The 23,051-nt window shown below is 71.9% G+C and carries 20 protein-coding genes; 8 read left to right on the top strand and 12 right to left on the bottom strand.

The window, feature by feature from the left end; genetic code table 11:
• Positions 1-68: 68 nt before the first annotated feature.
• The 5 genes from DQ392_RS29210 to ssd all read right to left on the bottom strand — a co-directional run bounded on the left by DQ392_RS29210 (position 69) and on the right by ssd (position 4,842).
• Positions 69-302, bottom strand: a complete 234-nt coding sequence (locus tag DQ392_RS29210; RefSeq protein WP_114018725.1) for a DUF4244 domain-containing protein — start codon at positions 300-302, stop codon at positions 69-71.
• 106 nt (positions 303-408) lie between these two features.
• A complete protein-coding gene (locus DQ392_RS29215; RefSeq protein ID WP_114018726.1) occupies positions 409-1,254 on the bottom strand; it encodes a type II secretion system F family protein in 846 nt (281 codons plus the stop codon).
• Positions 1,255-1,265: 11 nt separating this feature from the next.
• Positions 1,266-2,264: a type II secretion system F family protein gene (locus tag DQ392_RS29220; protein ID WP_181856629.1), complete on the bottom strand. Its 999-nt coding sequence runs from the start codon at positions 2,262-2,264 to the stop codon at positions 1,266-1,268.
• On the bottom strand, positions 2,261-3,688 hold the full coding sequence (locus tag DQ392_RS29225; protein WP_114018727.1) for a TadA family conjugal transfer-associated ATPase: 1,428 nt from the start codon (positions 3,686-3,688) through the stop codon (positions 2,261-2,263). The genes DQ392_RS29220 and DQ392_RS29225 overlap by 4 nt, the downstream gene beginning before the upstream one ends.
• Positions 3,685-4,842: a septum site-determining protein Ssd gene (gene ssd / locus DQ392_RS29230; RefSeq protein ID WP_114018728.1), complete on the bottom strand. Its 1,158-nt coding sequence runs from the start codon at positions 4,840-4,842 to the stop codon at positions 3,685-3,687. The genes DQ392_RS29225 and ssd overlap by 4 nt, the downstream gene beginning before the upstream one ends.
• Positions 4,843-5,294: 452 nt before the next feature.
• Between ssd and DQ392_RS29235 the strand changes: the two genes are divergently transcribed.
• Positions 5,295-6,146 (top strand): HAD family hydrolase, encoded by an 852-nt coding sequence (locus DQ392_RS29235; protein WP_114018729.1) that lies wholly within the window; start codon positions 5,295-5,297, stop codon positions 6,144-6,146.
• Between the two features lie 682 nt (positions 6,147-6,828).
• Here the strand turns inward: DQ392_RS29235 and DQ392_RS29240 are convergent.
• Positions 6,829-7,692, bottom strand: a complete 864-nt coding sequence (locus tag DQ392_RS29240) for a Fic family protein (RefSeq protein WP_114018730.1) — start codon at positions 7,690-7,692, stop codon at positions 6,829-6,831.
• Between the two features lie 106 nt (positions 7,693-7,798).
• Here DQ392_RS29240 and DQ392_RS29245 point away from each other — a divergent pair, with 106 nt between their 5' ends.
• Positions 7,799-8,815, top strand: a complete 1,017-nt coding sequence (locus tag DQ392_RS29245; protein WP_114018731.1) for an ATP-binding protein — start codon at positions 7,799-7,801, stop codon at positions 8,813-8,815.
• Between the two features lie 336 nt (positions 8,816-9,151).
• Here DQ392_RS29245 and DQ392_RS29250 read toward each other — a convergent pair whose 3' ends face one another.
• Positions 9,152-10,393, bottom strand: coding sequence for a polysaccharide deacetylase family protein (locus DQ392_RS29250; RefSeq protein ID WP_114018732.1), 1,242 nt, complete (start codon positions 10,391-10,393; stop codon positions 9,152-9,154).
• 681 nt (positions 10,394-11,074) lie between these two features.
• On the opposite strand from DQ392_RS29250, the gene acs reads away from it, so the two are divergent.
• From acs to DQ392_RS29275, 5 genes are all read left to right on the top strand, one after another.
• Positions 11,075-13,042: an acetate--CoA ligase gene (gene acs, locus DQ392_RS29255; RefSeq protein ID WP_114018733.1), complete on the top strand. Its 1,968-nt coding sequence runs from the start codon at positions 11,075-11,077 to the stop codon at positions 13,040-13,042.
• 175 nt (positions 13,043-13,217) lie between these two features.
• The gene (gene nhaA / locus DQ392_RS29260) at positions 13,218-14,807 is read left to right on the top strand and encodes a Na+/H+ antiporter NhaA (RefSeq protein WP_245982122.1); all 1,590 of its coding nucleotides are present in this window, start codon (positions 13,218-13,220) and stop codon (positions 14,805-14,807) included.
• Between the two features lie 135 nt (positions 14,808-14,942).
• A complete protein-coding gene (locus DQ392_RS29265) occupies positions 14,943-15,413 on the top strand; it encodes a phage holin family protein (protein ID WP_114018734.1) in 471 nt (156 codons plus the stop codon).
• On the top strand, positions 15,410-16,345 hold the full coding sequence (locus DQ392_RS29270; RefSeq protein ID WP_114018735.1) for an alpha/beta fold hydrolase: 936 nt from the start codon (positions 15,410-15,412) through the stop codon (positions 16,343-16,345). Before DQ392_RS29265 ends, DQ392_RS29270 begins: the two co-directional genes overlap by 4 nt.
• Before the next feature lie 204 nt (positions 16,346-16,549).
• Positions 16,550-16,735, top strand: coding sequence for a hypothetical protein (locus DQ392_RS29275; protein ID WP_114018736.1), 186 nt, complete (start codon positions 16,550-16,552; stop codon positions 16,733-16,735).
• A 62-nt stretch (positions 16,736-16,797) separates the two neighbouring features.
• Here the strand turns inward: DQ392_RS29275 and DQ392_RS29280 are convergent, their stop codons facing one another.
• The 3 genes from DQ392_RS29280 to nth all read right to left on the bottom strand — a co-directional run bounded on the left by DQ392_RS29280 (position 16,798) and on the right by nth (position 20,162).
• On the bottom strand, positions 16,798-17,997 hold the full coding sequence (locus DQ392_RS29280; protein ID WP_114018737.1) for a MarP family serine protease: 1,200 nt from the start codon (positions 17,995-17,997) through the stop codon (positions 16,798-16,800).
• 120 nt (positions 17,998-18,117) lie between these two features.
• Positions 18,118-18,789, bottom strand: coding sequence for an NUDIX hydrolase (locus DQ392_RS29285; protein ID WP_114018754.1), 672 nt, complete (start codon positions 18,787-18,789; stop codon positions 18,118-18,120).
• 155 nt (positions 18,790-18,944) lie between these two features.
• Complete coding sequence (gene nth, locus DQ392_RS29290; RefSeq protein ID WP_114018738.1) at positions 18,945-20,162, bottom strand: endonuclease III; 1,218 nt, start codon at positions 20,160-20,162, stop codon at positions 18,945-18,947.
• A 264-nt stretch (positions 20,163-20,426) separates the two neighbouring features.
• On the opposite strand from nth, the gene DQ392_RS29295 reads away from it, so the two are divergent.
• Entirely contained in the window at positions 20,427-21,101 is a 675-nt protein-coding gene (locus tag DQ392_RS29295; protein ID WP_016473040.1) for a Crp/Fnr family transcriptional regulator, read from the top strand.
• 113 nt (positions 21,102-21,214) lie between these two features.
• Here the strand turns inward: DQ392_RS29295 and DQ392_RS29300 are convergent, their stop codons facing one another.
• Both DQ392_RS29300 and DQ392_RS29305 read right to left on the bottom strand, forming a co-directional pair.
• The gene (locus tag DQ392_RS29300) at positions 21,215-22,045 is read right to left on the bottom strand and encodes an MBL fold metallo-hydrolase (protein WP_114018739.1); all 831 of its coding nucleotides are present in this window, start codon (positions 22,043-22,045) and stop codon (positions 21,215-21,217) included.
• Complete coding sequence (locus DQ392_RS29305; protein WP_245982124.1) at positions 22,042-23,037, bottom strand: NUDIX hydrolase; 996 nt, start codon at positions 23,035-23,037, stop codon at positions 22,042-22,044. The genes DQ392_RS29300 and DQ392_RS29305 overlap by 4 nt, the downstream gene beginning before the upstream one ends.
• Positions 23,038-23,051: the final 14 nt, after the last annotated feature.

Below are 23,051 nucleotides of genomic sequence, written 5' to 3' on the forward strand. Positions count from 1 at the left end.
GTCGCGGCGGTCCGTGGCGGGCGGTGGCGCACGGGCCGCTGCCGCGTCCCTCACCGCGCCCCGCGGGGTCAGAAAGGGCCACGGAGCGCCCGCTCGACCAGCTGTTGCAACTGTTCGCCCACCGGGCCGCTGTTGACGACCTTGTAGAGCACCGCCGCCAGGGCCACCGCCGCCAGCGTGCCGATCGCGTACTCGGCTGTGCTCATTCCCCGGTCGCCGCTCAGCTCACGTGCCGTGCGTACCCTCTTCCAGAGCCGCCGCATCATCGCCGACACCGCACTCTCCTCCTTGGCTTCGGACATCGTCTGCACCTTCCTCCGGCGGAACGCACGCCTCGCGGCGCATGGTCGCCACTGCTGCCTTTCTTGTGCCGTGCGGCCCGTCACCGCAGCTCTTGTGCCGTGCGGCTCACCACAGCGTCCGGGCGAGCCCCAGCAGCACGGGCGCCACCCCGATGGCCAGGAACGCGGGCAGGAAACAGAGCCCGAGAGGACCGGTGACCAGCACCGCCGCTCGTCTCGCCCGGCCGTTCGCCGCACGGATCCACCTGGCTCTCAACTCGGCGGCGAGCCGGGTCACGGACTCGACGGCCGGGACTCCGGCGTCTGCGGCCCGCTCCATGCACCGGGCGAACTCCACGCCCCAGGGCCGCTCCGCGAACCTCCCCCAGACCAGAACAGGGTCCGCACCGAGCCGCAGCTCCGTGGACGCCTTGACCAGCCGTTCTCCCAACGGGCCACCGACGGACCCGCCCACGGCTTCGGCAGCGCGCTCGGGTCCCGCCCCCGCGGCCAGACAGGCCGCCATCAGATCGGCTGCCAGGGGAAGCTGCTCCTCAGCCGCACGGTCCTCAGCGCTCCGCGAGGCGTCGTCCCCCGCGCCGCGCCGCAACCACCAGCGCATGCCCCACGCCGCGGCACCGCCCGCCAGCCATCCGATCTTGCCGCCGGTCAGGAGGAGCGCCACGACACCGGCTCCCGCCATCCCCGCCCCCTCCCGCACCCGCCGGGACAGCAGCGCCTGGCGCCCCGCCCGCCTGATCCTCGACACCAGCGCCGAGCCACGCTGGTCAGAGCCGCCCTTGAACCGGCCGTCTGCCCGGCCCTCCTTCTCGGGACCGCACGCCGACCACGCCCGTCGCCGGACACGCCCCTCGCGCCGCGTCACTTCGACGGCCCCCGCCACGCACCCGGCCGCGCCCAGCAGTGCCACGCTTGCGAGCGCCCACATCCACAGCCTGGGGACAACGTCCATCCATCCGCCGCTCACGTCGACCGGCTCCCGATGGGCGCGAAAGGAGGCCGCCCTCCCGTGGTCGCCGCCGTCCGCCGTGACCGGCCGGCTCCCTCTGCGCAGCGCACGATGCGGGCGACCCAGGCAAGGCCGGCCCACTCCAGCGCCAGGCCCGCCACCAGGCAGGCGAATCCGGCGGGGGTGTGCAGCAGGATCTCCAGCGGGTCCGCCTCCATGGCTGAGCCCAGCACCAGCCCGAAGACCGGGAGAAGGGCGAGCACCAGCGCGGTGGAGCGCGGCCCCGCCAGCTGGGCCCTCAGTTCCTCCCGCTGATCCCGTCCGGCCCGCAGGGAGGCAGCCACCCGTTCCAACCCGTCCGCCAGGCCTGCCCCGCCGTCGACCGCGACCTGCCAGCAGGCAGCCGCTCCCGAAAGCCCGCCCGCGCCCGGGAGCGCGGCGGCCTCGCGCAGTGCGCCCGCGACGTCACCGCCGAAGCGGGCCGCCGCGAGCACGGCCGCTCCCGCCTCCCCGAACCGCTCCAGCACGGCCCGGTCCGCGGCGAGCACCGCCGCGCCCGGCTGCCTCCCGGCGCGCAGCTCTCCCGCCACACCGGCGCAGAGCTCCACCGCGGCGGCCTCCCTGGACCGGGCGAGCCGGTCGGCGCTCCGTCGCCCGATCCATCCACGCACCGCAGGCACTGCCAGGGCCCCCGCCACGAGTGGGATCCAGGAGCGGCCCAGCAGCGCGACCAGCAGCCCCGCCGGCAGACACCAGCCCGCCGGACCGAGGCGGGCAGCCAGCTGACGCCGCACCCCTTCGGTGGCCTCCCGCCACCGGGTGGGAGGCACGAAGGTCCTGCCCCGCCCGGCCGGCTCTCCTGGGCCGGCCAGCAGCAGCCGGGCCCGCTGGCCTCCGCCGTTCCGTCCCGTCATCAGCCAGGCCGCAGCGCCCGCGCACACCATCACCGCGTACACCACAGGGTTGCTGGTGGCCTCCGTGCCGGCCGCCGCCGTAACCAGGGCACCCGTCATGGCGCGCTCCTCACCTGGGAGCCCGCGCGCGGCTCACCGTCCGGGCCGAGGGGAAGGGCTCGCCCTTGGGCCGTGCGGTCCCGAGGCGCCGCAGGACGACCGCCCGGGTCGGCCCCGCCGGGGGCGAGGATTTCTCCGTCCTCGCCGAGAGACCTCGTGCACAGGGCGCGCAACCGGTCCCACCCGGGGCCGCGGGCGAATCCGCCGCCTGTCGTAGCCGTTCCCGTGGGTCGTGCCTCGCACCGGCCGCTCCACACGGCGGCCGGCACCGTCGTCACCAGCCCTGCGGCGTCGCGCTCCAGTACGTGGATCTGGGCGACGCGGCGCTGTCCGTCCCGGCCCCGCACCAGATGCAGGACCACGTCGAGTGCGGCCGCCAACTGGCTGTGCAGAGCCGCCCTGTCGAGTCCGGCGGTCGTCCCCAGGGCCTCGAGGCGCGCGGGGACGTCGGCGGCGGCGTTCGCGTGTACGGTCCCGCACCCGCCCTCGTGCCCCGTGTTCAGCGCGGCCAGCAGGTCGGTCACTTCGGCGCCGCGGACCTCACCGACGACCAGCCTGTCAGGGCGCATGCGCAGGGCCTGCCGCACGAGGTCGCGCAGACCGACGCTTCCTACGCCCTCCTGGTTGGCGGGTCGCGCCTCCAGGCGGACGACGTGCGGATGGTCGGGGCGCAGCTCGGCGGAGTCCTCGGCGAGGACGATGCGTTCGTGAGGGCCGACGAGCCCCAGCAGGGTGGAGAGCAGCGTCGTCTTGCCCGAGCCTGTGCCGCCGCTGATGACGAAGGACAGGCGCGCCTCCAACACCGTTCGCAGCAGCCACTCGCCGCCGGGGGGCACCGTCCCCGCGGCGACCAGCTCCGCGAGGCTGAACGCGCGGGGCCGTACCACCCGCAGGGAGAGGCAGGTCGATCCGACCGCGACGGGAGGCAGGACGGCGTGCAGCCGGGTGCCGTCCGGAAGCCGGGCGTCGACCCAGGGGCGGGCGTCGTCGAGCCGCCGCCCCGCCGAGGTCGCCAGGCGCTGGGCGAGCCTGCGCACGGCTGCGGCGTCGCGGAAGCACACCCGCGCCCGTTCCAGCCCGCGCCCGCGGTCGATCCACACCTGGTCAGGCGCGGTGACCAGCACGTCGGTGACCTCCGGGTCGGCGAGCAGCGGTTCCAGCGGGCCCGTGCCGACCAGCTCGGAGCGCAGCGCCTCGACGACGCCCAGCACCGCGCTGTCGCCCATCAGCCGTCCTTGGGAGCGCAGCACCGCCGCCACTCGTGCGGGCGTGGGCTCGGCTCCTGTCTCGGCGAGGCTGCGCCGCACCCGGTCCAGCAGCCGGTCCCCGGCCGCCGCGTCCTCGGTGGCCCCGGCCCCCGCTCCGGTGACCGGCGGGGTGCGTGTCGCCGCCGACGCGCGCCAGGTGACCTGGTCCGCGGTCATACGGCCACCCCTCCCCCGCTGAGCGCCCGCTCCCAGAACCGGCCGCAGAAGCGGGCCAGGGCGCCGTCCTTGGCGAAGCCGGGGGGCGTGCCCTTGTCGACGCCTTCGAGCAGTCCGCGCTCCCACGGGAGCTCTCCGGCCAGCGGCAGCCCGAGCAGGCGGGCGACTTCGGTGTCCTCCAGCCCCGAGTCGTAACCGCGCTCCGTGCGTGGGCCGCCTGGCGAGCGCACCACCGCGCGCAGGTCGCGCACGGCAAGACGCATCCGGTCGGCGACGCGGTGTGCGGCGGCGACCGCGCGCAGCTCTGCGGGGACCACCGCCAGTCCGAGATCGAGCTGGACGAGGACTTCGGCGACGGTCTCGTCCACCTGCCGTGGCAGGTCGACGACGACCACACCGCCGCGTCGCCTCGCGGCGCCGAGCACGGAACGCATCGCGTCGGCGGGCACCACCGCGTGCTCGCCCCGGTCCCAGCTGAGCACGTGCAGGTCGTGGGTGTGCGGCAGGGACTCGGCGAGCGCCGAGCCGCCGACCCGGCCGCGGGCCTGGGCGAGGTCGGGCCAGCGCAGCCCCCTGGTCCGCTCGGCGCCGAGCAGGATGTCCACACCGCCGCCGAGCGGATCCGCGTCGATGAGCATGGTGCGCTCACCGGCGCGTGCCGCCGTGACGGCGAGGGCGCAGGCGAGCGTGGAGGCTCCCGCACCGCCGCGCCCACCGACCACTCCGACCGTCAGGGCCGACTGCCCCACGCCCTCCACGGCGTCGGCGATCCGGTCGGTCAGCCAGGCCTCCGCGTCGGGCAGCAGGACGACGCTCTCGGCGCCGACGCGGACACCGCGTTCCCACACGCCCGGGTCGTCCCAGTCCCGCCCCACGAGGAGGACTCCCGGCCTGCGCGGCACCGCTGGGCCTCCGCCCGAAGGGCCGGGGCCGGGCGGCTCTCCGAAGCCGGAGGCGGCGGCGCAGTCGTCCCCGACGAGTACGAGGGGGGCCCTCTCCCACTGGGTGGCGCCGCTCCAGGCCGCCCAGCCCACCGCGCCGGCGGGACCGCCGTGCGCCACCTGCGGTTCGGGCGTCCCGGCGGCTGCGCACAGTCGCAGTAGGTCATCGAGGAGTTCCGCGTCCTCGGTGACAATCAGAATGTTTTCGGCCATGGTCCGAACCTCCCTGCCCCTCGGGCACTCGCGTCCGCAAACGGCTGCGGACGCCGACGGGATTCACGGTCCGGCGAACCGGAAAAACTTGTGGATCATGGTCGAAAACTGTGGACAACCGGGGGGCTGTGAATAACTTCCTCACCCAAACCGGTGACTGCCGGAGAGCAGCGTAGCGATTACGTTGAGTCACAGCTCGGAGGAATCACTGACTCCGCTACGCGGAGATCGAAAAAGCCCCGGCCACGACGGGCCAGGGCGGGCAAATACCTCCGGACATGCGACGACCCCCGCCGGGGGGGAGAGCGGGGGTCGTCTCCACGGCCGACTCGGGGGGGGAGGAGTCGGGCCGGGTTAGCACGGTCGCGAACGATCCGTGACTTCCATGGTGTACCCGAGAGCCTTCTCAGGCAAACCCACGCGCCCCAGCTTACGCCGAATGGTGGGCGCCTATGCTCGGTGGCGTGGAAAATCTCGCGTTGCCCCGCACAGCCGCCTTCTTCGACCTGGACAAGACGGTCATTGCGAAGTCGAGCACGCTCACCTTCGGCAAGTCCTTCTATCAAGGTGGCCTGATCAATCGCCGCGCAGTGCTGCGGACTGCTTACGCGCAGTTCGTATATCTCCTCGGCGGCGCCGACCACGACCAGATGGAGCGGATGCGCGAGTACCTCTCGGCTCTCGCCCGCGGCTGGGACGTCGAGCAGGTCAAAGAGATCGTCGCCGAGACCATCCACGACCTGATCGACCCCATCATCTACGACGAGGCCGCCTCCCTCATCGAGAAGCACCACCTGGCGGGCCGCGATGTGGTCATCGTCTCGACCTCGGGCGCCGAGGTCGTCGAACCCATCGGCAGGATGATCGGCGCCGACCGGGTGGTCGCCACGCGGATGGTCGTGGAGGAAGGCCGCTTCTCCGGAGAGATCGAGTACTACGCCTACGGCCCCACCAAGGCGGAGGCGATGCGCGAGCTGGCCGCGTCGGAGGGGTACGACCTGGCGCGCTGCTACGCCTACAGCGACTCGGCCACGGACCTGCCCATGCTCGAGGCGGTGGGCCACCCGCACGCCGTCAATCCGGACAGGGCGCTGCGCAAGGAGGCCCTCGCGCGGGAGTGGCCCGTACTGACGTTCTCCAGGCCGGTCCGGCTCAAGCAGCGCATCCCCTCCTTGTCGATGCCGTCGCGGCCGGCGCTGGCACTGGGGGCTGTCGCGGTCGGAGCCGCGGCTGCGACGGCCGGGTTCGTCTGGTTCAACAACCGGCGACAGACCCCGCGGCACCCGCGCTTCCGCCTCTTCTGAACCTCTGATCCCGCCCCCTCAAAGCCAGACCCCTTCCGGCGCCGAGTCGACCGGTCCCTTAGCCGGGAGGTGGCTGGCCGGTCGGGGCGCCGGTGCCCCGACCGGCCAACACCCCTTTTATCCGTTCAGCCCGATTCATTGCATACAGCCGTAGTTGATACGGAAAGTAAAGTTCTGCGCAGAAGGGTTCCGATGCCCCTCCGCCGGGGGTACAAAGGAGACAACGGCCCGCGAGACCAGCGGCATCCGAGAGGATCCCGTTCAGCTCAAGGCCCCACGGACCGGATGCATGAATACCGGGCACCCACGCGACGCACAGCCCGCGACGGGGCAGGTCCCACCAGGGAAGGGCAAAGCACCCACCCTGATGTTCGGACACACAAGTGGAGCACGCACTGGTAACCCGGTGGACATGCCAGCGGTGGCCCCGCCTGAGGCGGTGCCACCGCATTGTTACGGAACGCCGGGCCCCGGTCGCGGAGGAACGCCGCGCTTGGACACGGCACGCAGGCCCTCGCTCAGGGAACGCGAACCTGGTCACGGAACACAGGCGCCGGTCACGCAACGCGGACCTGATCACGGAACGCCGGGCTTTCTCGTTGCCGAGGGCTTGAGCGCTGTCAGAGGCCGAGCGCCGTCGGAGCGTCTCAGGCGTCCCAGGAGCGACGGCGGGCGCATTCCGTCAGGCCGCTCCGCGCTGCATCGCCTCGCACACGGCCGTGCTCTCCCGTACGCCCAGTTCGACGGCGCGTCCACAGTGCGTGATCCACGCGGTCATCCCTTCGGGTGTTCCTGAGGCGTAGCCCGCCAGAGCGGCGCGGTAGGCGTCGCGGCCCAGCTCGGCGTGGCCCACCTCGGCCGGGCAGATGGCCTTCGGGTCGAGTCCGCTGCCGACCAGCACGATCCGTTCGGCGGCGCGGGCGACGGCGCCGTTGCAGGAGCCGAAGGGACACAGTGTCTGCAATTCGCCGTGCACCACGGCGGCCAGGACGAGCGCCGGCACGGAGGTGCTGCCGGTGACCAGCTGCGCCAGGCCGTCGAGCCGGGCCGCGACCTCGTCGGCGCCGGGCAGCTCCAGGCCGATCTCGGGACCTTCCACCGGCTCTCCCGGCCGCCGGGGCCGCCCGACGCTGTCGTCCGGTGCCGCCCCGGAGGCCGCCACCAGGTGCAACCGGGCGAGGACACGCAGCGGTGACTGCTGCCAGATGTCGAGCAGCTGTCCCGCCTCCGCCGTCACCCGCAGCGCCGCGCCGACGGTTCGGGCCTCCGCCTCGGTGCCGAAGTCGCTGCGGCGCCGAACCTCTTCCAGCGCCCAGTCGGCGCCCTCCACCGCGGCGGAAGCGCGGGCTCCACGCAAGGCCGCCTCCGCGCTCACCTCGCTGCTGCGGCGGCGCATGATCCGGTGCCCGTAGACGCGGTCCACCGACGTCCGCACGGAGTCCACGGCTTCGGGAACGCCCGGCAGCGCGGCGAGGGGGGCGAGCGGATCGGCGGCAGGGGCCCCGGGCGCCGGGGCGCGGCCGTTGGAGCCGGCGGTGCTACTCATGCGTACGACCCTACGCACCCGGCCGGGCGGCCCAACCCCACGATCGAGTGGTCTTCTTCACTCACGTCTGCCGGAGCAGTACCTTCACCGCCTTACGCTGTTGAACATGAAGATCGCTTTCGTAGGTAAGGGTGGCAGCGGCAAGACGACACTGTCCTCGCTGTTCATCCGCCACCTCGCCTTCCGCGGCACGCCCGTCGTCGCCGTCGACGCCGACATCAACCAGCATCTGGGCGCCGCGCTGGGGCTCGACGACGAGGAGACGGCGGCGCTGCCGGCGCTGGGGGCCCACCTGCCGCTCATCAAGGAACACCTGCGCGGCAGCAACCCGCGGATCGCGTCCGCCGACACAATGATCAAGACGACGCCGCCCGGAGAAGGCTCCCGGCTGCTGCGACTACAGGAGGACAACCCGATCTTCGACGCCTGTGCGCGAGAGGTCGCACTGGACGGCGCGCGGATCCGGCTCCTGGCCACGGGGCCCTTCACCGAGTCCGACCTGGGGGTGGCCTGCTACCACTCCAAGACGGGCGCGGTGGAGCTGCTGCTCAACCACCTGGTGGACGGCCGCGAGGAATGCATGGTCGTCGACATGACGGCCGGCAGTGACTCCTTCGCCTCCGGGATGTTCACCCGCTTCGACATGACTTTCCTGGTCGCCGAACCGACGCGCAAGGGCGTCTCGGTGTACCGCCAGTACAAGGAATACGCGCGGGACTACGACGTCCCGCTCAAGGTCGTCGGCAACAAGGTGCAGGGGGAGGACGACCTCGACTTCCTGCGCCAGGAGGTGGGCGACGACCTGCTGGTGACCGTGGGCCACTCCGACTGGGTGCGCGCCATGGAGAAGGGCCGGCCCCGGCCCTTCGCAGAGCTGGAAGAGAGCAACTCGGGCGCGCTCCACAGCCTCTTCCAGGCGGTGGACGCCGTGTACGACACCCGGGACTGGGAGCGGTACACCCGCCAGATGGTGCACTTCCACCTGCGCAACGCCGAGAGCTGGGGCAACGCGAAGACGGGTGCCGATCTCGCCGCACAGGTGGACCCGTCTTTCGTGCTGGGCGAGCAGCGACAGGAGGCAGTCGTACCGCAGTCGGCACCGTCCACACCGCAGCCCGCCTGACGGACGTCCCGCCGCGCCGTCAGGCCCGCAGCGTCCCGCGGGCCCGCGACCGCCTCGGCACCTCCACTGCCGCGTGCGCCTGTTGCCGGCGGGCCCCGCCTGGCCGCGTGCGCCCGCTGCCAGCGGGCCATGCCTCGCCGGGTGCGCCCGTTGCCGACGAGTTCCCTCTTGCCGCGGGCCCTCGTTGCCGGCGAGCACCCGGCGCGTACGCGGCTCGCGCCCATGCCGCCGGAATCCGGCGGATCTCCGCTCCGTCGTCAAGAAACACAGCGGAGATCCGCCTCGGCCTGTCGCTCGGCCAGGGGCCAACCCGTCACTCGGCCAACGTCCGTGCTGTCATCCGGCCCGGGCCGCCGTCGCACTCGGACGGATGAAGGAACGCCATCCTCCGGCGGGCTTCTCGCCCACCTCAAGGGTGCGCAACTTGGCCAGCAGACGGGGGTCCTGCGCGTCCAGCCAGTCGGTGAGCTGGCGGAACGAGACGCAGCGGACGCCCTCCTTGCGGCAGACCGTCTTCATGACGTGCTCCACGGCGTCCATGTAGATGCCGCCGTTCCAGTCCTCGAAGTGGTTGCCGATGATCATTGGTGCGCGGTTGCCGTTGTAGGCACGCTCGAAGCCCTGGAGGAGGCCGTCGCGCATCTGGCGCTTCCAGGCCGGTCGTTTCTCCACCGATCCGTCGACCGTCCCGGACTGGTTGGCCATGAAGTTGTAGTCCATCGAGAGGGTTTCGAACTTCCTTCCTGGCACAGGTACCTGTTGCAGGGGCATGTCCCACAGACCCTGGCGCTTGTCCGGCCAGACCTGGGTGCCGTTGCCGCTCGAGTCGTAGCGGAAGCCCATCTGGCTCGCCGCCTTCAGCAGGTTCTCCTGGCCCTCGAGGCAGGGGGTACGACCGCCGACCAACTCCCGTGTGTAGTCGAAGGGCAGCGCCTTGGCCGCCCCGAAGCCGGTGGTCGTCTTCCAGTGCTCGACGAACCAGCGTGCCTGCTTGATCTCGCTCTTCCACTGGTCGACGGACCAGGAGTCCACGCCGCTCGGGCCGCAGAAGTGACCGTTGAAGTGGGTGCCGATCTCGCTGCCGTCCAGCCAGGCCTTGCGGACCTGCTTGAGCGTGGCACGGACGTTCTTGTCCTTCAGGTAGCCGATGTCGGAGGCTCCGGCGGCGTGTCCGGGCGGGGAGTAACGTTTCGCCTCGTCCTCCGGCAGCGTGTAGATACCGCTGAGGAAGTAGGTCTGCGCCGCCCCGTACTTCCTGCCGGCCTCGCGGAAGCGGGAGAAGAGCTTCTTGCTGTCCTCTCCGGCGCCGTCCCACGAGAAGACGACGAACTGCGGCGGCTTCTGACCCGGCTTGAGCTTGTGCGGTGTCGGCTGGAAGGGCTGGCGCCCCGTCAACGACGTCGAGCCGTCCCCCAGTAGCTGGACCTTGCCCTGCGGATTGGCCTTCGGCGCCCCGCCCGGTGACTCCTCGGTCCGCTGGGGGCTGTTGCCACCCGAGCATCCGGCGGCCGCTACGGACAGCGCCAGAGCCGCCAGGACCGCGGTGGTGAGAGCGGGTCGTCTTCGCGTGGCTGCCATCGGGCTCACCTCGTCCTCTCGCCTTGTCTCGTCGGTCACCGGACGCGACCGGCGTCGTCGCCATGCGGAACAAAAGTGACACGAGACGTTAATCAGACAAATAGGACAAGCTGCTTTTTAGGCGGCTTTCACTCGATGGGCGGAACACAGACCGCCGGGGCCCACTCCGCACTTCACCAAGGCTTTACTTGGGATTACCTTTCATGTACTCACCCTTGGGGGAAGCCGGAAGGCCACGTGCGGCCGGCTGGCCTCCTCGCCGCGTCACCACCTCTGACGCGGCCTCACCACTGACCCGGCGTCACCCCCGAGGCGCCCCCTTACCCGTCGCCACCGCCCCGGCCACCGCCGGCCTCCACAGCACCGGCGGAGCCACCACCGGCCCGCCCCCCACCGACAAGCCATCGCCCCGGGCCGGGAGCGACCCCGCTCTCGGCGTCCCCACGTCACCGACCGCCACCCGGCACAGCCGTGCCCTACTCGTGTTCCGCTCGCGAATCCGTCCCGCCAGATGTACGAGGCAACGACATCTGACAGGTCTACACCAATTTCGGCGGCGGCCCTTGTCATGGGGGTGGGGCGGCTGATGAGCTATGGCCGGGACACAGCGCACACCCCGGGAAAGGGAGATGCCGTGAGCAACGAAAGCCTGGCCAACCTGCTCAAGGAGGAGGGAGAGAAATGAGCGAGCATTCTTCCCTCTCCAACCTGCTCAAGGAAGAGCGGAGGTTCGCCCCGCCCGCCGAGCTTGCCGCGCACGCCAATGTCACCGCCGCGGCGTACGAGCAGGCGCGGGCCGACCGGCTGGGTTTCTGGGCCGAGCAAGCGCGCCGCCTGAGCTGGGGCACCGAGCCGACCGAGACGCTCGACTGGTCGAACCCGCCGTTCGCCAAGTGGTTCAAGGACGGCAAGCTCAACGTCGCCTACAACTGCGTGGACCGCCACGTGGAGGCCGGCCACGGCGACCGGGTGGCCATCAACTTCGAGGGCGAGCCCGGCGACACCCGCACGCTCACCTACGCCGACCTCCAGCGCGAGGTCTCGCAGGCGGCGAACGCGCTGACCGAACTCGGCGTCGAGGCCGGCGACCGGGTGGCGATCTACCTGCCGATGATCCCGGAGACGGCGGTCGCGATGCTGGCGTGCGCCCGCATCGGCGCCCCGCACTCGGTGGTCTTCGGCGGCTTCTCGGCGGACGCGCTGGCGACCCGGATCGAGGACGCCGACGCGCGTGTCGTCATCACCTCCGACGGCGGCTACCGCAAGGGCGCGCCCTCGGCGCTCAAGCCCGCCGTCGACGAGGCGCTGACCCGTCCGGGCACCGAGAAGGTGCGCAGCGTCCTCGTCGTGCGCAGGACCGGCCAGGAGGACATCTCCTGGACCGAGGGGCGGGACGTGTGGTGGCACGAGATCGTCGGCCGCCAGTCCGAGCAGCACACGCCGCAGGACTTCGACGCCGAGCACCCGCTGTTCATCCTGTACACCTCCGGCACCACGGGTAAGCCGAAGGGCATCCTGCACACCACCGGTGGTTACCTGACGCAGGTCGCCTACACCCACCACGCGGTCTTCGACCTCAAGCCGGAGAGCGACGTGTTCTGGTGCACCGCCGACGTCGGCTGGGTGACCGGGCACTCGTACATCGTCTACGGGCCGCTGGCCAACGGTGCGACGGAGGTGCTGTACGAGGGCACGCCGGACTCGCCGCACAAGGGCCGCTGGTGGGAGATCGTGCAGAAGTACGGCGTCACGATCCTCTACACGGCGCCGACCGCGATCCGGGCCTGCATGAAGTGGGGCGACGACATCCCGGCGAAGTTCGATCTGTCGTCGCTGCGCATCCTCGGTTCGGTGGGTGAGCCCATCAACCCGGAGGCGTGGGTGTGGTATCGGCACCACATCGGGGCCGACCGTACGCCGGTGGTCGACACCTGGTGGCAGACCGAGACCGGCGGCATCATGATCAGCCCGCTGCCCGGCGTCACGGAGACCAAGCCGGGCTCGGCGCAGGTGCCGCTGCCTGGCATCGCCGCGACGGTCGTGGACGACGAGGCGCGGGAGGTGTCCAACGGCTCCGGCGGCTACCTGGTGCTGACCGAGCCGTGGCCGTCGATGCTGCGCACGATCTGGGGCGACGACCAGCGGTTCCTGGACACCTACTGGTCGCGGTTCCAGGACAAGTACTTCGCCGGGGACGGCGCCAAGAAGGACGACGACGGCGACGTGTGGCTGCTGGGCCGGGTGGACGACGTGATGCTCGTCTCGGGCCACAACATCTCCACCACGGAGGTGGAGTCGGCGCTGGTCTCGCACCCGAAGGTCGCCGAGGCGGCGGTCGTCGGCGCCACCGATCCGCAGACGACGCAGGCGATCTGCGCGTTCGTCATTCTGCGCGGCGGTGCGGACGAGGACGACGCTTTGGTCGACGAGCTGCGCAACCATGTGGCCAAGCAGCTCGGCCCGATCGCCAAGCCGAAGCGGATCCTGCCGGTCGCCGAGCTTCCCAAGACCCGTTCCGGCAAGATCATGCGCCGCCTGCTGCGGGACGTCGCGGAGAACCGGACGCTGGGTGACACCCAGACGCTCACCGACTCCTCGGTGATGGATCTCATCCAGTCCAAGCTGCCGAGCGCGCCCAGCGAGGACTGAGCCGCCCGGTACCGAGCGAGGGGGCGGCCGGCAACACGCCGGCCGCCCCCTCGCTCGTGTTGGTTACCCTGGTGGAGGCGCGTAAAGAACGTGCCAAGGACGAGGGGCGAGCCGGGAAGTCTGGTCGGCACACACCGCAGGTGTGTCCGCGACCAGCCCTGGAGGCCTGGCCAGCATGACTCCGCCGACCGACCCGCCGTCCCCGCAGTCCCCGACCACGCAGCCGACCCCACCCGCCGGGTCGCCCACGTCGCCCGAGTCGTCCAGGGCTTTCGCATCACCCGAGGCACCTGAGGCACCCGGCGCACCCGGAGCATCCGAGTCGTCCGGAACCCCCGAGGCGCCCCGACCGCCCGAGGTACCCGGATCCCCGCCACCCGGGCGCCGCTCCGTCTTTCTGGGCAGGCTGCCGCTGGGGGAACGGAAGTACCTCGCGGACGCGCTGCGGACCGAGACGGTGGGCGGCACGCTCCTGCTGATCGCCGCCGTGCTGGCGCTGCTGCTGGCCAACACCGGCCTCAGCGGTTTCTACGAGACCGTCAGGGACTTCCACCTCGGGCCCGAGGCGCTGCACCTGAACCTGTCGGCGGCGGACTGGGCCAAGGACGGTCTGCTGACGCTCTTCTTCTTCGTCGCCGGGATCGAACTCAAACGCGAGCTGGTCGCGGGCGAGCTGCGCGATCCGCGGGCGGCGGCGCTGCCGATCGTCTCCGCGCTGTGCGGGATGGCGGTTCCGGCGCTGTTCTACGTGGCCTCTGCGGCGGCCGGCGGCGGCGACCTGCGCGGCTGGGCGATCCCGATGGCGACGGACATCGCGTTCGCGCTGGGCGTGCTGGCCGTACTCGGTACGGGGCTGCCCTCGGCGCTGCGCGCGTTCTTGCTGACGCTCGCGGTGGTGGACGACCTGGGCGCCATCGTGATCATCGCCGTCTTCTACTCGGCGGGCCTCAGCTTCGGCGCGCTGGCGGGGGCGGTCGCGGGGCTGGCGGTGCTCTGGTTCCTGCACCACAGGGGCGTGCGGGGCTGGTACGTGTACGTGCCGCTCGCGGTCGTCGTGTGGGGGCTGATGCACGCCAGCGGGGTGCACGCCACGGTGGCGGGGGTGGCGATGGGGCTGATGTTGCGCTGCACGGTACGGGAGGGCGAGCGGACCTCTCCGGCGGCGCACATCGAACACCTGGTCAGGCCGTTGTCGGCCGGGCTCGCGGTGCCGCTCTTCGCGCTGTTCGCGGCGGGTGTCGCCGTCTCGGGCGGCGCGATGACGAAGGTGTTCACCCAGCCGGAGACGCTGGGAGTGGTGCTCGGGCTGCTGGTGGGCAAGACGCTCGGCGTGTTCGGTGGCGCCTGGGCGGCGGCGCGCTTCACCAGGGCGGAGCTGAACCGGGACCTGGCCTGGGCCGACGTACTGGCCGTCGCCACTCTTTCCGGTATCGGTTTCACCGTCTCTCTTCTGATCAGTGACCTGGCGTTCGCCGGCGGGGCGGGCGCCCTGGCCGACGAGGCGAAGGCCGCCGTGCTGACCGGTTCGCTGCTGGCAGCCCTCGTGGCGGGCGTGCTGCTCAAGCTCCGGGCCCGCAGCCACCGTTCGCTGCTGGAGGACGAGGACCGTGACGAGGACGGCGACGGCGTCCCGGACGTGTACAAGGAGCACGACCCGGAGTTCCATCTGCGGATGGCGGCGCTGTACGAGGCGAGAGCGGACGAGCACCGCAGGCTCGCCGAGGTGGCCAGGGGCCGGGACGTGACGGACGATGGTCCGGCATGATCGGAGCCCACGGCATGTTGACCGACCGGTAATCCGGGCACTAGCCAGGGGAAGCCCCGGGCCCGCACGCCACGGGACCGCACACCGCGGGACCGTACGCCGCGGACCCGTACGAGGAGCAAGGGAGACACAGCGATGAGCGCAGCCGACGACGGCCGCAGCCTCGGCCAGTTGGTCGCGGCGGCCACTGCGGAGATGTCCGCACTGGTGCACGACGAGATCGCGCTGGCCAAGGTCGAACTGCGGCAGGACGTCAAGCGCGGGGTGATGGGCAGCGGCGCCGCCCTGGTCGCCGGTGTCCTGCTGCTCTTCGCCCTTCCGGTGCTGAGCTTCGCCGCCGCCTTCGGCATCCACAACCTGGGGCTCGGCCTCGCGTGGTCGTTCCTGATCGTGGGCGGCGCCTTCATCGCGCTCGCGCTGATCCTCCTGCTGCTGGCGCTGGTCAAGTTCAAGAGGGTGGCCAAGAGCAAGAGCCCGCAGAAGTCGGTGGCCTCGGCCAAGCAGAGCGCGTCCGTGCTCTCGCACGCCAAGCCGCACCCCCGTGCGGCGGAGAACGGAGGGAAGGAGCGCCCGCAGGTGCAGGGTGTGACACGCTCGTCCGTATGACGCTCGCAGACAGTCCCGCGGCCGTGATCCGTCCCGAGGGCCCCTGGACTCACCGGGACGTGGCCGCCAACGGAGCACGCTTCCACATCACCGAAATGGGTGACGGGCCGCTGGTGCTGCTGCTGCACGGCTTCCCGCAGTACTGGTGGGCGTGGCGGCACCAGCTCCCCGCGCTCGCGGACGCCGGATACCGCGCCGTGGCGATGGACCTGCGCGGGGTCGGCGGTAGCGACCGTACGCCGCGCGGCTACGACCCGGCCAACCTCGCACTCGATGTAACCGGGGTCATCCGCTCCCTGGGCGAGCCGGACGCGGCGCTGGTCGGACACGACCTGGGTGGCTATCTGGCATGGACGGCCGCGGTGATGCGGCCCAAGCTGATCCGCCGGCTCGTGGCCGTCTCGATGCCGCACCCCCGCCGCTGGCGGGCGGCCATGCTGGCCGACGTACGCCAGACGGCGGCCAGCTCGCACATCTGGGGCTTCCAGCGCCCCTGGGTGCCCGAGCGGCAACTCGTCGCGGACGACGGCGCCTTGGTGGGGAAGCTGATCAGGGAGTGGGCAGGCCCGAAGCTGGCGGGCCCGACCGAGGACGCCGCGGTCGAGAACTACCGGCGCGCGATGTGCGTGCCCTCCACGGCGCACTGCTCGGTGGAGCCGTACCGGTGGCTGGTGCGGTCGCTGGCCCGCCCTGACGGTGTGCAGTTCTACCGCAGGATGAAGCGCCCCGTGCGGGTGCCGACGCTGCATCTGCACGGTTCACTCGATCCGGTGGCGCGCACACGCAGCGCCGCGGGGTCGGGGGAGTACGTCGAGGCCCCGTACCGCTGGCGCCTCTTCGACGGGCTGGGGCACTGGCCGCACGAGGAGGACCCGCAGGTCTTCACCAGCGAACTGGTGCACTGGCTCAGCGACCCGGAACCGGACCGCTGAACCACTGCCGGGCCGCGGGGACTCGGGGATCCGGAGACGCGCGGGGGACAGTGGGCCGCCGGGCCGCGGAGGTCACACTTTCCCTCCCCTCTCCCTCCCCTTTCCAGCCCGTTTCTCTTCCGTCTCGTACACATGCCCGGCGCATAGGCCGAATGAGGGGCGTACGGGCGATTACTGACCATGACCCAGGGGCAGGGAGCCGGTATGGGCTTGACGCACGACTTTGGTGACGTGGCACGCAACCGCGGGCATCTGAGGGGACACCGCGGTCAGTTCTCCCCGCGTGCCGCCGCCCGGCCGCATCCCGCGCACGCCGAGCTGGGCATTTCACGCATCCTGCGCCGCCGGGCGCGCTGGGTGGGCGCCAGACTGCGGCACACCCGCACCTGACCTCGCGGGCCCCGACGCCTCGGCGGCGCCCAAGACCCGGCCTCGGAGCGAGGGGCTACGCCTCACAGCGCGCAGCCCTGGGTGTCGACCGGTCGCTGTGCCGTGCGGCCCCGGACGATGTCGTCGCGGATCTCGTCGATGCTCAGCGCGTAGCCGGTGCGGTCGTCGTCCAGGGACTTGGCGAACACGACGCCGTAGACCCGGCCGTCGGGCGTGAGCAGCGGGCCGCCGGAGTTGCCCTGCCGGATCATGGCGTAGAGGGAGTAGACGTCGCGGTTGACGGTGCCCCGGTGGTAGATGTCGGGGCCCTTGGCGTGGACGCGGCCGCGTACCCGCGCGGAGCGTACGTCGTAGCCGCCGTTCTCCGGGAAGCCGGCGACGATGGCGCCGTCCCCGCTGTCGGCGTCCTGCTCGGCGAAGCGCAGCACGGGCGCGCGCAGCCCGGGGACGTCGACGACGGCGATGTCGCGCTTCCAGTCGTAGAGCACGACGCGGCCCTCGTGGCGCGCTCCCTCGCCGCCGATCTGTACGGTCGGATGCTCGACGCCGCCGACGACGTGCGCGTTGGTCAGCACCTTGCCGGGCGAGAAGACGAACCCGGTGCCCTCCAGCTCCTTGCCGCAGCCGGGCGCCGTACCGACGACCTTGACGATGCTGCGTGAGGCGCGCTCGGCCACGGGGCTGCCCGCCAGCTTCGGGTCGGGCGGGGAGACGTCGCGGATCGGCTCGTCGGAGAACGGCGAGAAGACCTGCGGGTAGCCGTTCTCGGCCAGCAGCGAGGCGAAGTCGTCGAACCAGCGGTTGCTCTGCTCCGGCATGACCTGGTCGACGCCGTGCAGGATCGCCGAGCCGCGTACCTCCTTGCCGGGCGTCGTGAGGGACGTGCCGGCCAGTGCCGTGCCCAGCAGCCAGGCGACGAACAGCATCGCGAGGACGTTGACGAGCGCACCCCCGGTCGCATCCAGCGCACGCGCGGGCGACCAGGTGATGTACTGCCGCAGCTTGTTGCCCAGATGGGTGGTGAGTGCCTGCCCGACCGAGGCGCAGACGATCACGACGACCACGGCGCCGATCGCCATCCCGGGGCCGGGCCGGCTCCCGTCGGTGAACTGGTCCCACAGCAGCGGCAGCACGAGCAGCGCCACCAGACCGCCGCCCAGGAAACCGAGGACGGACAGGATGCCGACGACGAAGCCCTGACGGTATCCGACGATCGCGAACCACACGGCTGCCACGATCAGCAGTACGTCCAGCACGTTCACCGAATCATCCTCGCCTCGGGTTCACATCGACCTGCCCCGCCCGTTTCTCCTCACGGGCGCTCCGTGTGGAACGTACGGGGGACGGAAGAGACACCGTCTCATGAGGGCGCGGGGCGAGGATCACGCGTGCCAGTCGAGGGGCACCCGGCGGTCGTGGTCCCAGGGGCGCTCCCAGCCGGCGTAGTGCAGGAGCCGGTCGATGACGCCCGCGGTGAACCCCCACACCAGCGCGGAGCCGACCATGAAGGCAGGGCCCACGTGCCCGGCCGGGTGGACGGCCATGGCCCGGTTGGCCGGGTCGGTGAGCTCGGTGACGGGAACGGTGAACACGCGTGCCGTCTCGGCCGGGTCCACGGGCGCCACCGGGCTCGGGCGGCGCCACCAGCCGAGCACGGGCGTGACGACGAAGCCGCTGACCGGGATGTACAGGCTCGGCAGCACTCCGAACACCTGAACGCCGGAGGGGTCGAGTCCCGTCTCCTCCTCCGCCTCGCGGAGCGCCGCACGCAGCCTCCCGTCCCCCTGCGGATCGCCGTCCTCCGGATCGAGCGAGCCCCCGGGAAACGACGGCTGCCCGGCGTGCGAGCGCAGGCTGGAGGCCCGCTGGATCAACAGCAGCTCCGGCCCCTCCTTGCCCTCTCCGAACAGCACGAGGACGGCGGAGGGTCGGCCACCGCCGTCGGGCGGCGGCAGAAAACGGCTGAGCTGGCTCGCCTCCACCGTCTCGGCGGCGTCCCGCACAGGCGCCAGCCAGTCGGGCAGACCGCGCCCGCTGACCTCCACCTCCGGCAGACCGGCGGCGGGCGGCGGGGAGGGCTGGAAGCGGCGGGACTGGCCGGAGTGGCGGGAGTGATCGGACTGGTCGGACTGGCCGGAGTGGCGGGAGTGATCGGACTCGTGGGAGCTGTGGGCGTGGTGGGACTGATGGGAGTGGTGCCTGGCAGGCGTCACCGGGCGGCTCCGCTGCCGCCCTCGGCCGCCGCACGCGAGGGCAGCGGCGGCGCGGGCTGCCCCGGGTAGTCGGCCGGCGGCTTGAGACGCTGCCCCGGCTGACCGCCCATCTCGTACTTGAGCAGCTTCTTCGCCTTCTCCGGATCGGTCTCGCCCTCCCCGTACGAAGGGCACAGCTCGGCGATGGGGCAGGCACCGCAGGCGGGCTTGCGGGAGTGACAGATGCGGCGGCCGTGGAAGATCGTACGGTGCGAGAACATCGTCCACTCGCTCTCGGGCAGCAGGTCGTCGATCTCCTGCTCGACCTTCACGGCGTCCGTCTGCTCGGTGAGCTTCCAACGGCGCACAAGCCGGCCGAAGTGGGTGTCGACGGTCAGTCCCGGGAGGCCGAACGCGTTGCCCATCACCACGAACGCCGTCTTGCGGCCGACGCCCGGCAGCTTCACCAGCTCCTCGACGGTGCCCGGAACCTCGCCGCCGAAGTCGTCTCGCAGGGCGGCCGAGAGCCCCAGCAGCGACTTCGCCTTCGAGCGGAAGAAACCCGTGGGACGGATCAGCTCCTCGAGCTCCTCCGGGTTGGCGGCGGCCAGGTCCTCGGGGGTGGGGTAGGCGGCGAAGAGGGCGGGGGTCGTCTGGTTGACGCGCAGGTCGGTCGTCTGGGCGGAGAGGACGGTCGCCACCAGCAATTCGAACGGATTCTCGAAATCGAGTTCCGGGTGAGCGTAGTAGTACACCTCAGCCAGCGCGTCGTTGATCCGCGCCGCCCGCTTCGCCTTGGACTCCTGCGACTCCGGCCTCGTGCCGGCCGCCTGCTTGGCGGCCGTGGCCTTCTTCCCCGCCACCCCCTTCTTCGAGGCGGTGCCCTTCTTCGCGGCTGTCTTCGTGGCGGCTGCCTTCGAGGCGGCTGCCGTCTTCTTCGCCGGGGCCGCCGACTTCCCCGCAGCCGCCTTCTTCGTGGCAGCCGTCTTCTTCGTGGCGGCCGTCGCCTTCGTGGCGGCCGTCGCCTTCGTGGCGGCTGCCTTCTTCGTCGCGGCCGTCGCCTTCGTTCCGGTGGCGCCGGTGGATGCCGTGGGGGCCGTTCTGGTGGCGGCGCGCTTGGTGGCCGCCTTCTCGGGGGACGCCTTCTTCGGAGCGGCCTTCCCGGGCTCCGGGGCGGCCTTCTTGCCCGTCGTCGTCCGGCCCGTCGTCCCCTTGGGGGACTCGTGTTCGCTCACAGCGGAATCCTCCGTCACCGTCACCCGTCCAGGCCCCCGCCCGTCGCTTCACTCCGTGGCCGGGGGACACTCGGCCAGCGTAAGGGCGCCCACCGACATTCGTGGCTCACGCAGCCGATCCGCGGCCCTAGCGCGCCCCGCGTTGGGGCTCACGGCATGAGTGCGTCAAACTTGGGACTGATTGCTGTGACTGATCGCATGGTTTCACCGTCCGGCATCATGGGATCCACGGACCCCATGGGCAGGTCGACAAGGAGAGAACTCGTGGACGACGTTCTGCGGCGCGCCCCGCTCTTCGCGGCGCTCGATGAGGAGCAGGCCGCTGAGCTGCGCGCCTCCATGACGGAGACGACGCTGGCTCGCGGTGAGGCCCTCTTCCACGAGGGTGACCCGGGTGACCGCCTCTACGTGGTGACCGAGGGCAAGGTGAAGCTGCACCGCACCTCGCCCGACGGCCGGGAGAACATGCTCGCGGTTCTGGGCCCGGGCGAGCTGATCGGTGAGCTGTCCCTGTTCGACCCGGGTCCGCGTACGGCTACGGCCTCGGCGCTGACCGAGGTCAAGCTGCTGGGTCTGGGCCACGGCGACCTACAGCCCTGGCTGAACGCCCGCCCCGAGGTGGCCTCGGCCCTGCTGCGGGCGATCGCCCGGCGGCTGCGGCGCACCAACGACTCCATGTCCGACCTGGTCTTCTCCGACGTTCCCGGGCGTGTGGCCAAGCAGCTGCTCGATCTGTCCCGGCGGTTCGGGGTGCAGTCCGAGGAGGGCATCCACGTCGTGCACGACCTCACGCAGGAGGAGCTGGCGCAGCTGGTGGGCGCCTCCCGCGAGACGGTCAACAAGGCGCTGGCCGACTTCGCGGGGCGCGGTTGGCTGCGGCTGGAGGCCCGTGCCGTGATCCTGCTGGACATCGAGCGGCTGGCCAAGCGCTCCCGCTGACCCGCCTCCCTCACCATCGTGCACCTCACGCGCGTCCCGTGCGTTACCCAGGCCGTGCGCGTCAGTGCGTCGTGTAAGGGGCGTCCTCCATGGAGGACGCCCCTTACACGTGGTCACACCAGTCCGCGCTCCGCGAGGTAGTCGAGCTGTGCCCGTACGGACAGCTGCGCCGCGGGCCACAGCGACCTGTCGACGTCCGCGTAGACGTGGGCCACGACCTCGTCCGCGGTGCGGTGCCCTTCCTCGACGGCGGTCTCCACCTGGGCGAGCCGTGTGGCGCGGTGGGCCAGGTAGTGGTCGAGGGCGCCCTGCGCGTCGGCGAGTACGGGGCCGTGCCCGGGCAGGACGTGGCTGACGCCGTCGTCGACCGTCAGGGAGCGCAGGGCGCGCAGGGAGTCGAGGTAGTCACCGAGCCTGCCGTCCGGGTGGGCGACGACGGTGGTGCCACGTCCGAGCACCGTGTCGCCCGTCAGGACGGCGGCGTCGGCGGGCAGGTGGAAGGAGAGCGAGTCGGCGGTGTGTCCGGGAGTGGGCACGACGCGCAGTTCGAGGCCGCCCGTCGTGACGACGTCCCCGCCGGCCAGCCCCTCCTCGCCCAGGCGGAGCGCCGGATCGAGGGCGCGTACGGGCGTGCCCGTCAGCTCGGCGAAGCGCGCCGCGCCCTCCGCGTGATCCGGGTGGCCGTGGGTGAGCAGCGTGAGCGCCACCTGTCTGCCCTGCCGCTCGACGGTGGCGACGACGTCCCGCAGGTGCGTGTCGTCCAGCGGCCCCGGGTCGATGACGACGGCCAGGTCGGAGTCCGGCTCGGCCACGATCCAGGTGTTGGTGCCGTCGAGCGTCATGGGCGAGGGGTTGGGCGCCAGGACGCAGTACGCGCGGGGGCTCGCCCAGCCGGTGATGTCACCTGAGCGGGGCTGCCCCGGGAGTGCTGCGGCGTCGGTCATGCGGGATCGATCCTCTTGGTGAACTCGTCGTGTCCAGGCCAGCTGAGCACGATCTCCCCGCCCTCCAGGCGGGCCCGCGCGACCACCGGTGTCAGATCGCGCGCGGCGGATCCGGCCAGCGCGCCCGCCACACCCGTGTACGGCGCGAGCGCGCGCAGGGTGGCGATGGTGGGCGGCATCATCAGCAGGTCGCCTCTGTCGTACCCGGCTGCGGCCTCCTGGGGGCGTACCCAGACGGTGCGGTCGGCCTCGGTGGAGGCGTTGCGGGTGCGCTGCCCTTCGGGGAGGGCGGCGACGAAGAAGTACGTGTCGTAGCGCCGTTTCTCGAACTCGGGTGTGATCCAGCGGGCCCACGCGCCCAGCAGGTCGCTCCGCAGGACGAGTCCCCGGCGGTCGAGGAAGCCGGCGAAGGACAGTTCGTGTGCGACCAGGGCTGCGCGGTCGGCCTCCCAGTCGTCCCCCGTGGTGTCGGCGACGACGGTGTGCGGGTCGGGCCCGGCCAGCAGCACGCCCGACTCCTCGAACGTCTCCCGTACGGCGGCGCAGACGATCGCGTGTGCCGTCGCCTCGTCGGTGCCCAGCCGTTCCGCCCACTGCGCGGGGGTGGGCCCCGCCGTGTCGGCCCCACGGGCGTCCCGCGGATCGACGGAGCCGCCGGGGTAGGCGTAGGCGCCACCCGCGAAGGCCATGGAGGTGCGGCGGCGCAGCATGTGGACGACGGGGCCCTCAGCGGTGTCCCGCAGGAGCATGACGGTTGCGGCGGTACGCGGGGTCACCGGGGTGAGCTCGCCGGCGGCCAGTGCGCGGATGCGCTCGGGCCACTCGGGCGGGTACCACTGGCCCCTCCCGGCAGGCGCCTGCCCTGTCCCTGCGGGCTGCTGCCCGGCCCCGGCGGGCCCCTGGCCCGTCCCGACGGGGTCCTGACCCGTCCCCGTGGGGGGCCGGCGGCTCCCGGAAGGCGAGGCGGACGCGGCGGAGGAGGTGGACGACATGGGCGGATGCTACG

This window comes from Streptomyces reniochalinae, assembly GCF_003323735.1.
GTDB classification, from domain to species: Bacteria; Actinomycetota; Actinomycetes; order Streptomycetales; family Streptomycetaceae; genus Streptomyces; species Streptomyces reniochalinae.

Bases quoted from the DNA above. Each gene is read 5' to 3' on its own strand.
- DQ392_RS29225 (WP_114018727.1), bottom strand. From the start codon at position 3,688: ATGACCGCGGACCAGGTCACCTGGCGCGCGTCGGCGGCGACACGCACC.
- DQ392_RS29275 (WP_114018736.1), top strand. From the start codon at position 16,550: ATGGGCTTGACGCACGACTTTGGTGACGTGGCACGCAACCGCGGGCAT.
- DQ392_RS29305 (WP_245982124.1), bottom strand. From the start codon at position 23,037: ATGTCGTCCACCTCCTCCGCCGCGTCCGCCTCGCCTTCCGGGAGCCGC.
- DQ392_RS29300 (WP_114018739.1), bottom strand. From the start codon at position 22,045: ATGACCGACGCCGCAGCACTCCCGGGGCAGCCCCGCTCAGGTGACATC.
- DQ392_RS29235 (WP_114018729.1), top strand. From the start codon at position 5,295: ATGCTCGGTGGCGTGGAAAATCTCGCGTTGCCCCGCACAGCCGCCTTC.
- DQ392_RS29265 (WP_114018734.1), top strand. From the start codon at position 14,943: ATGAGCGCAGCCGACGACGGCCGCAGCCTCGGCCAGTTGGTCGCGGCG.
- DQ392_RS29270 (WP_114018735.1), top strand. From the start codon at position 15,410: ATGACGCTCGCAGACAGTCCCGCGGCCGTGATCCGTCCCGAGGGCCCC.
- nhaA (WP_245982122.1), top strand. From the start codon at position 13,218: ATGACTCCGCCGACCGACCCGCCGTCCCCGCAGTCCCCGACCACGCAG.
- DQ392_RS29210 (WP_114018725.1), bottom strand. From the start codon at position 302: ATGTCCGAAGCCAAGGAGGAGAGTGCGGTGTCGGCGATGATGCGGCGG.
- DQ392_RS29240 (WP_114018730.1), bottom strand. From the start codon at position 7,692: ATGAGTAGCACCGCCGGCTCCAACGGCCGCGCCCCGGCGCCCGGGGCC.
- ssd (WP_114018728.1), bottom strand. From the start codon at position 4,842: ATGGCCGAAAACATTCTGATTGTCACCGAGGACGCGGAACTCCTCGAT.
- DQ392_RS29220 (WP_181856629.1), bottom strand. From the start codon at position 2,264: ATGACGGGTGCCCTGGTTACGGCGGCGGCCGGCACGGAGGCCACCAGC.
- DQ392_RS29215 (WP_114018726.1), bottom strand. From the start codon at position 1,254: ATGGACGTTGTCCCCAGGCTGTGGATGTGGGCGCTCGCAAGCGTGGCA.
- acs (WP_114018733.1), top strand. From the start codon at position 11,075: ATGAGCGAGCATTCTTCCCTCTCCAACCTGCTCAAGGAAGAGCGGAGG.
- DQ392_RS29250 (WP_114018732.1), bottom strand. From the start codon at position 10,393: ATGGCAGCCACGCGAAGACGACCCGCTCTCACCACCGCGGTCCTGGCG.
- DQ392_RS29245 (WP_114018731.1), top strand. From the start codon at position 7,799: ATGAAGATCGCTTTCGTAGGTAAGGGTGGCAGCGGCAAGACGACACTG.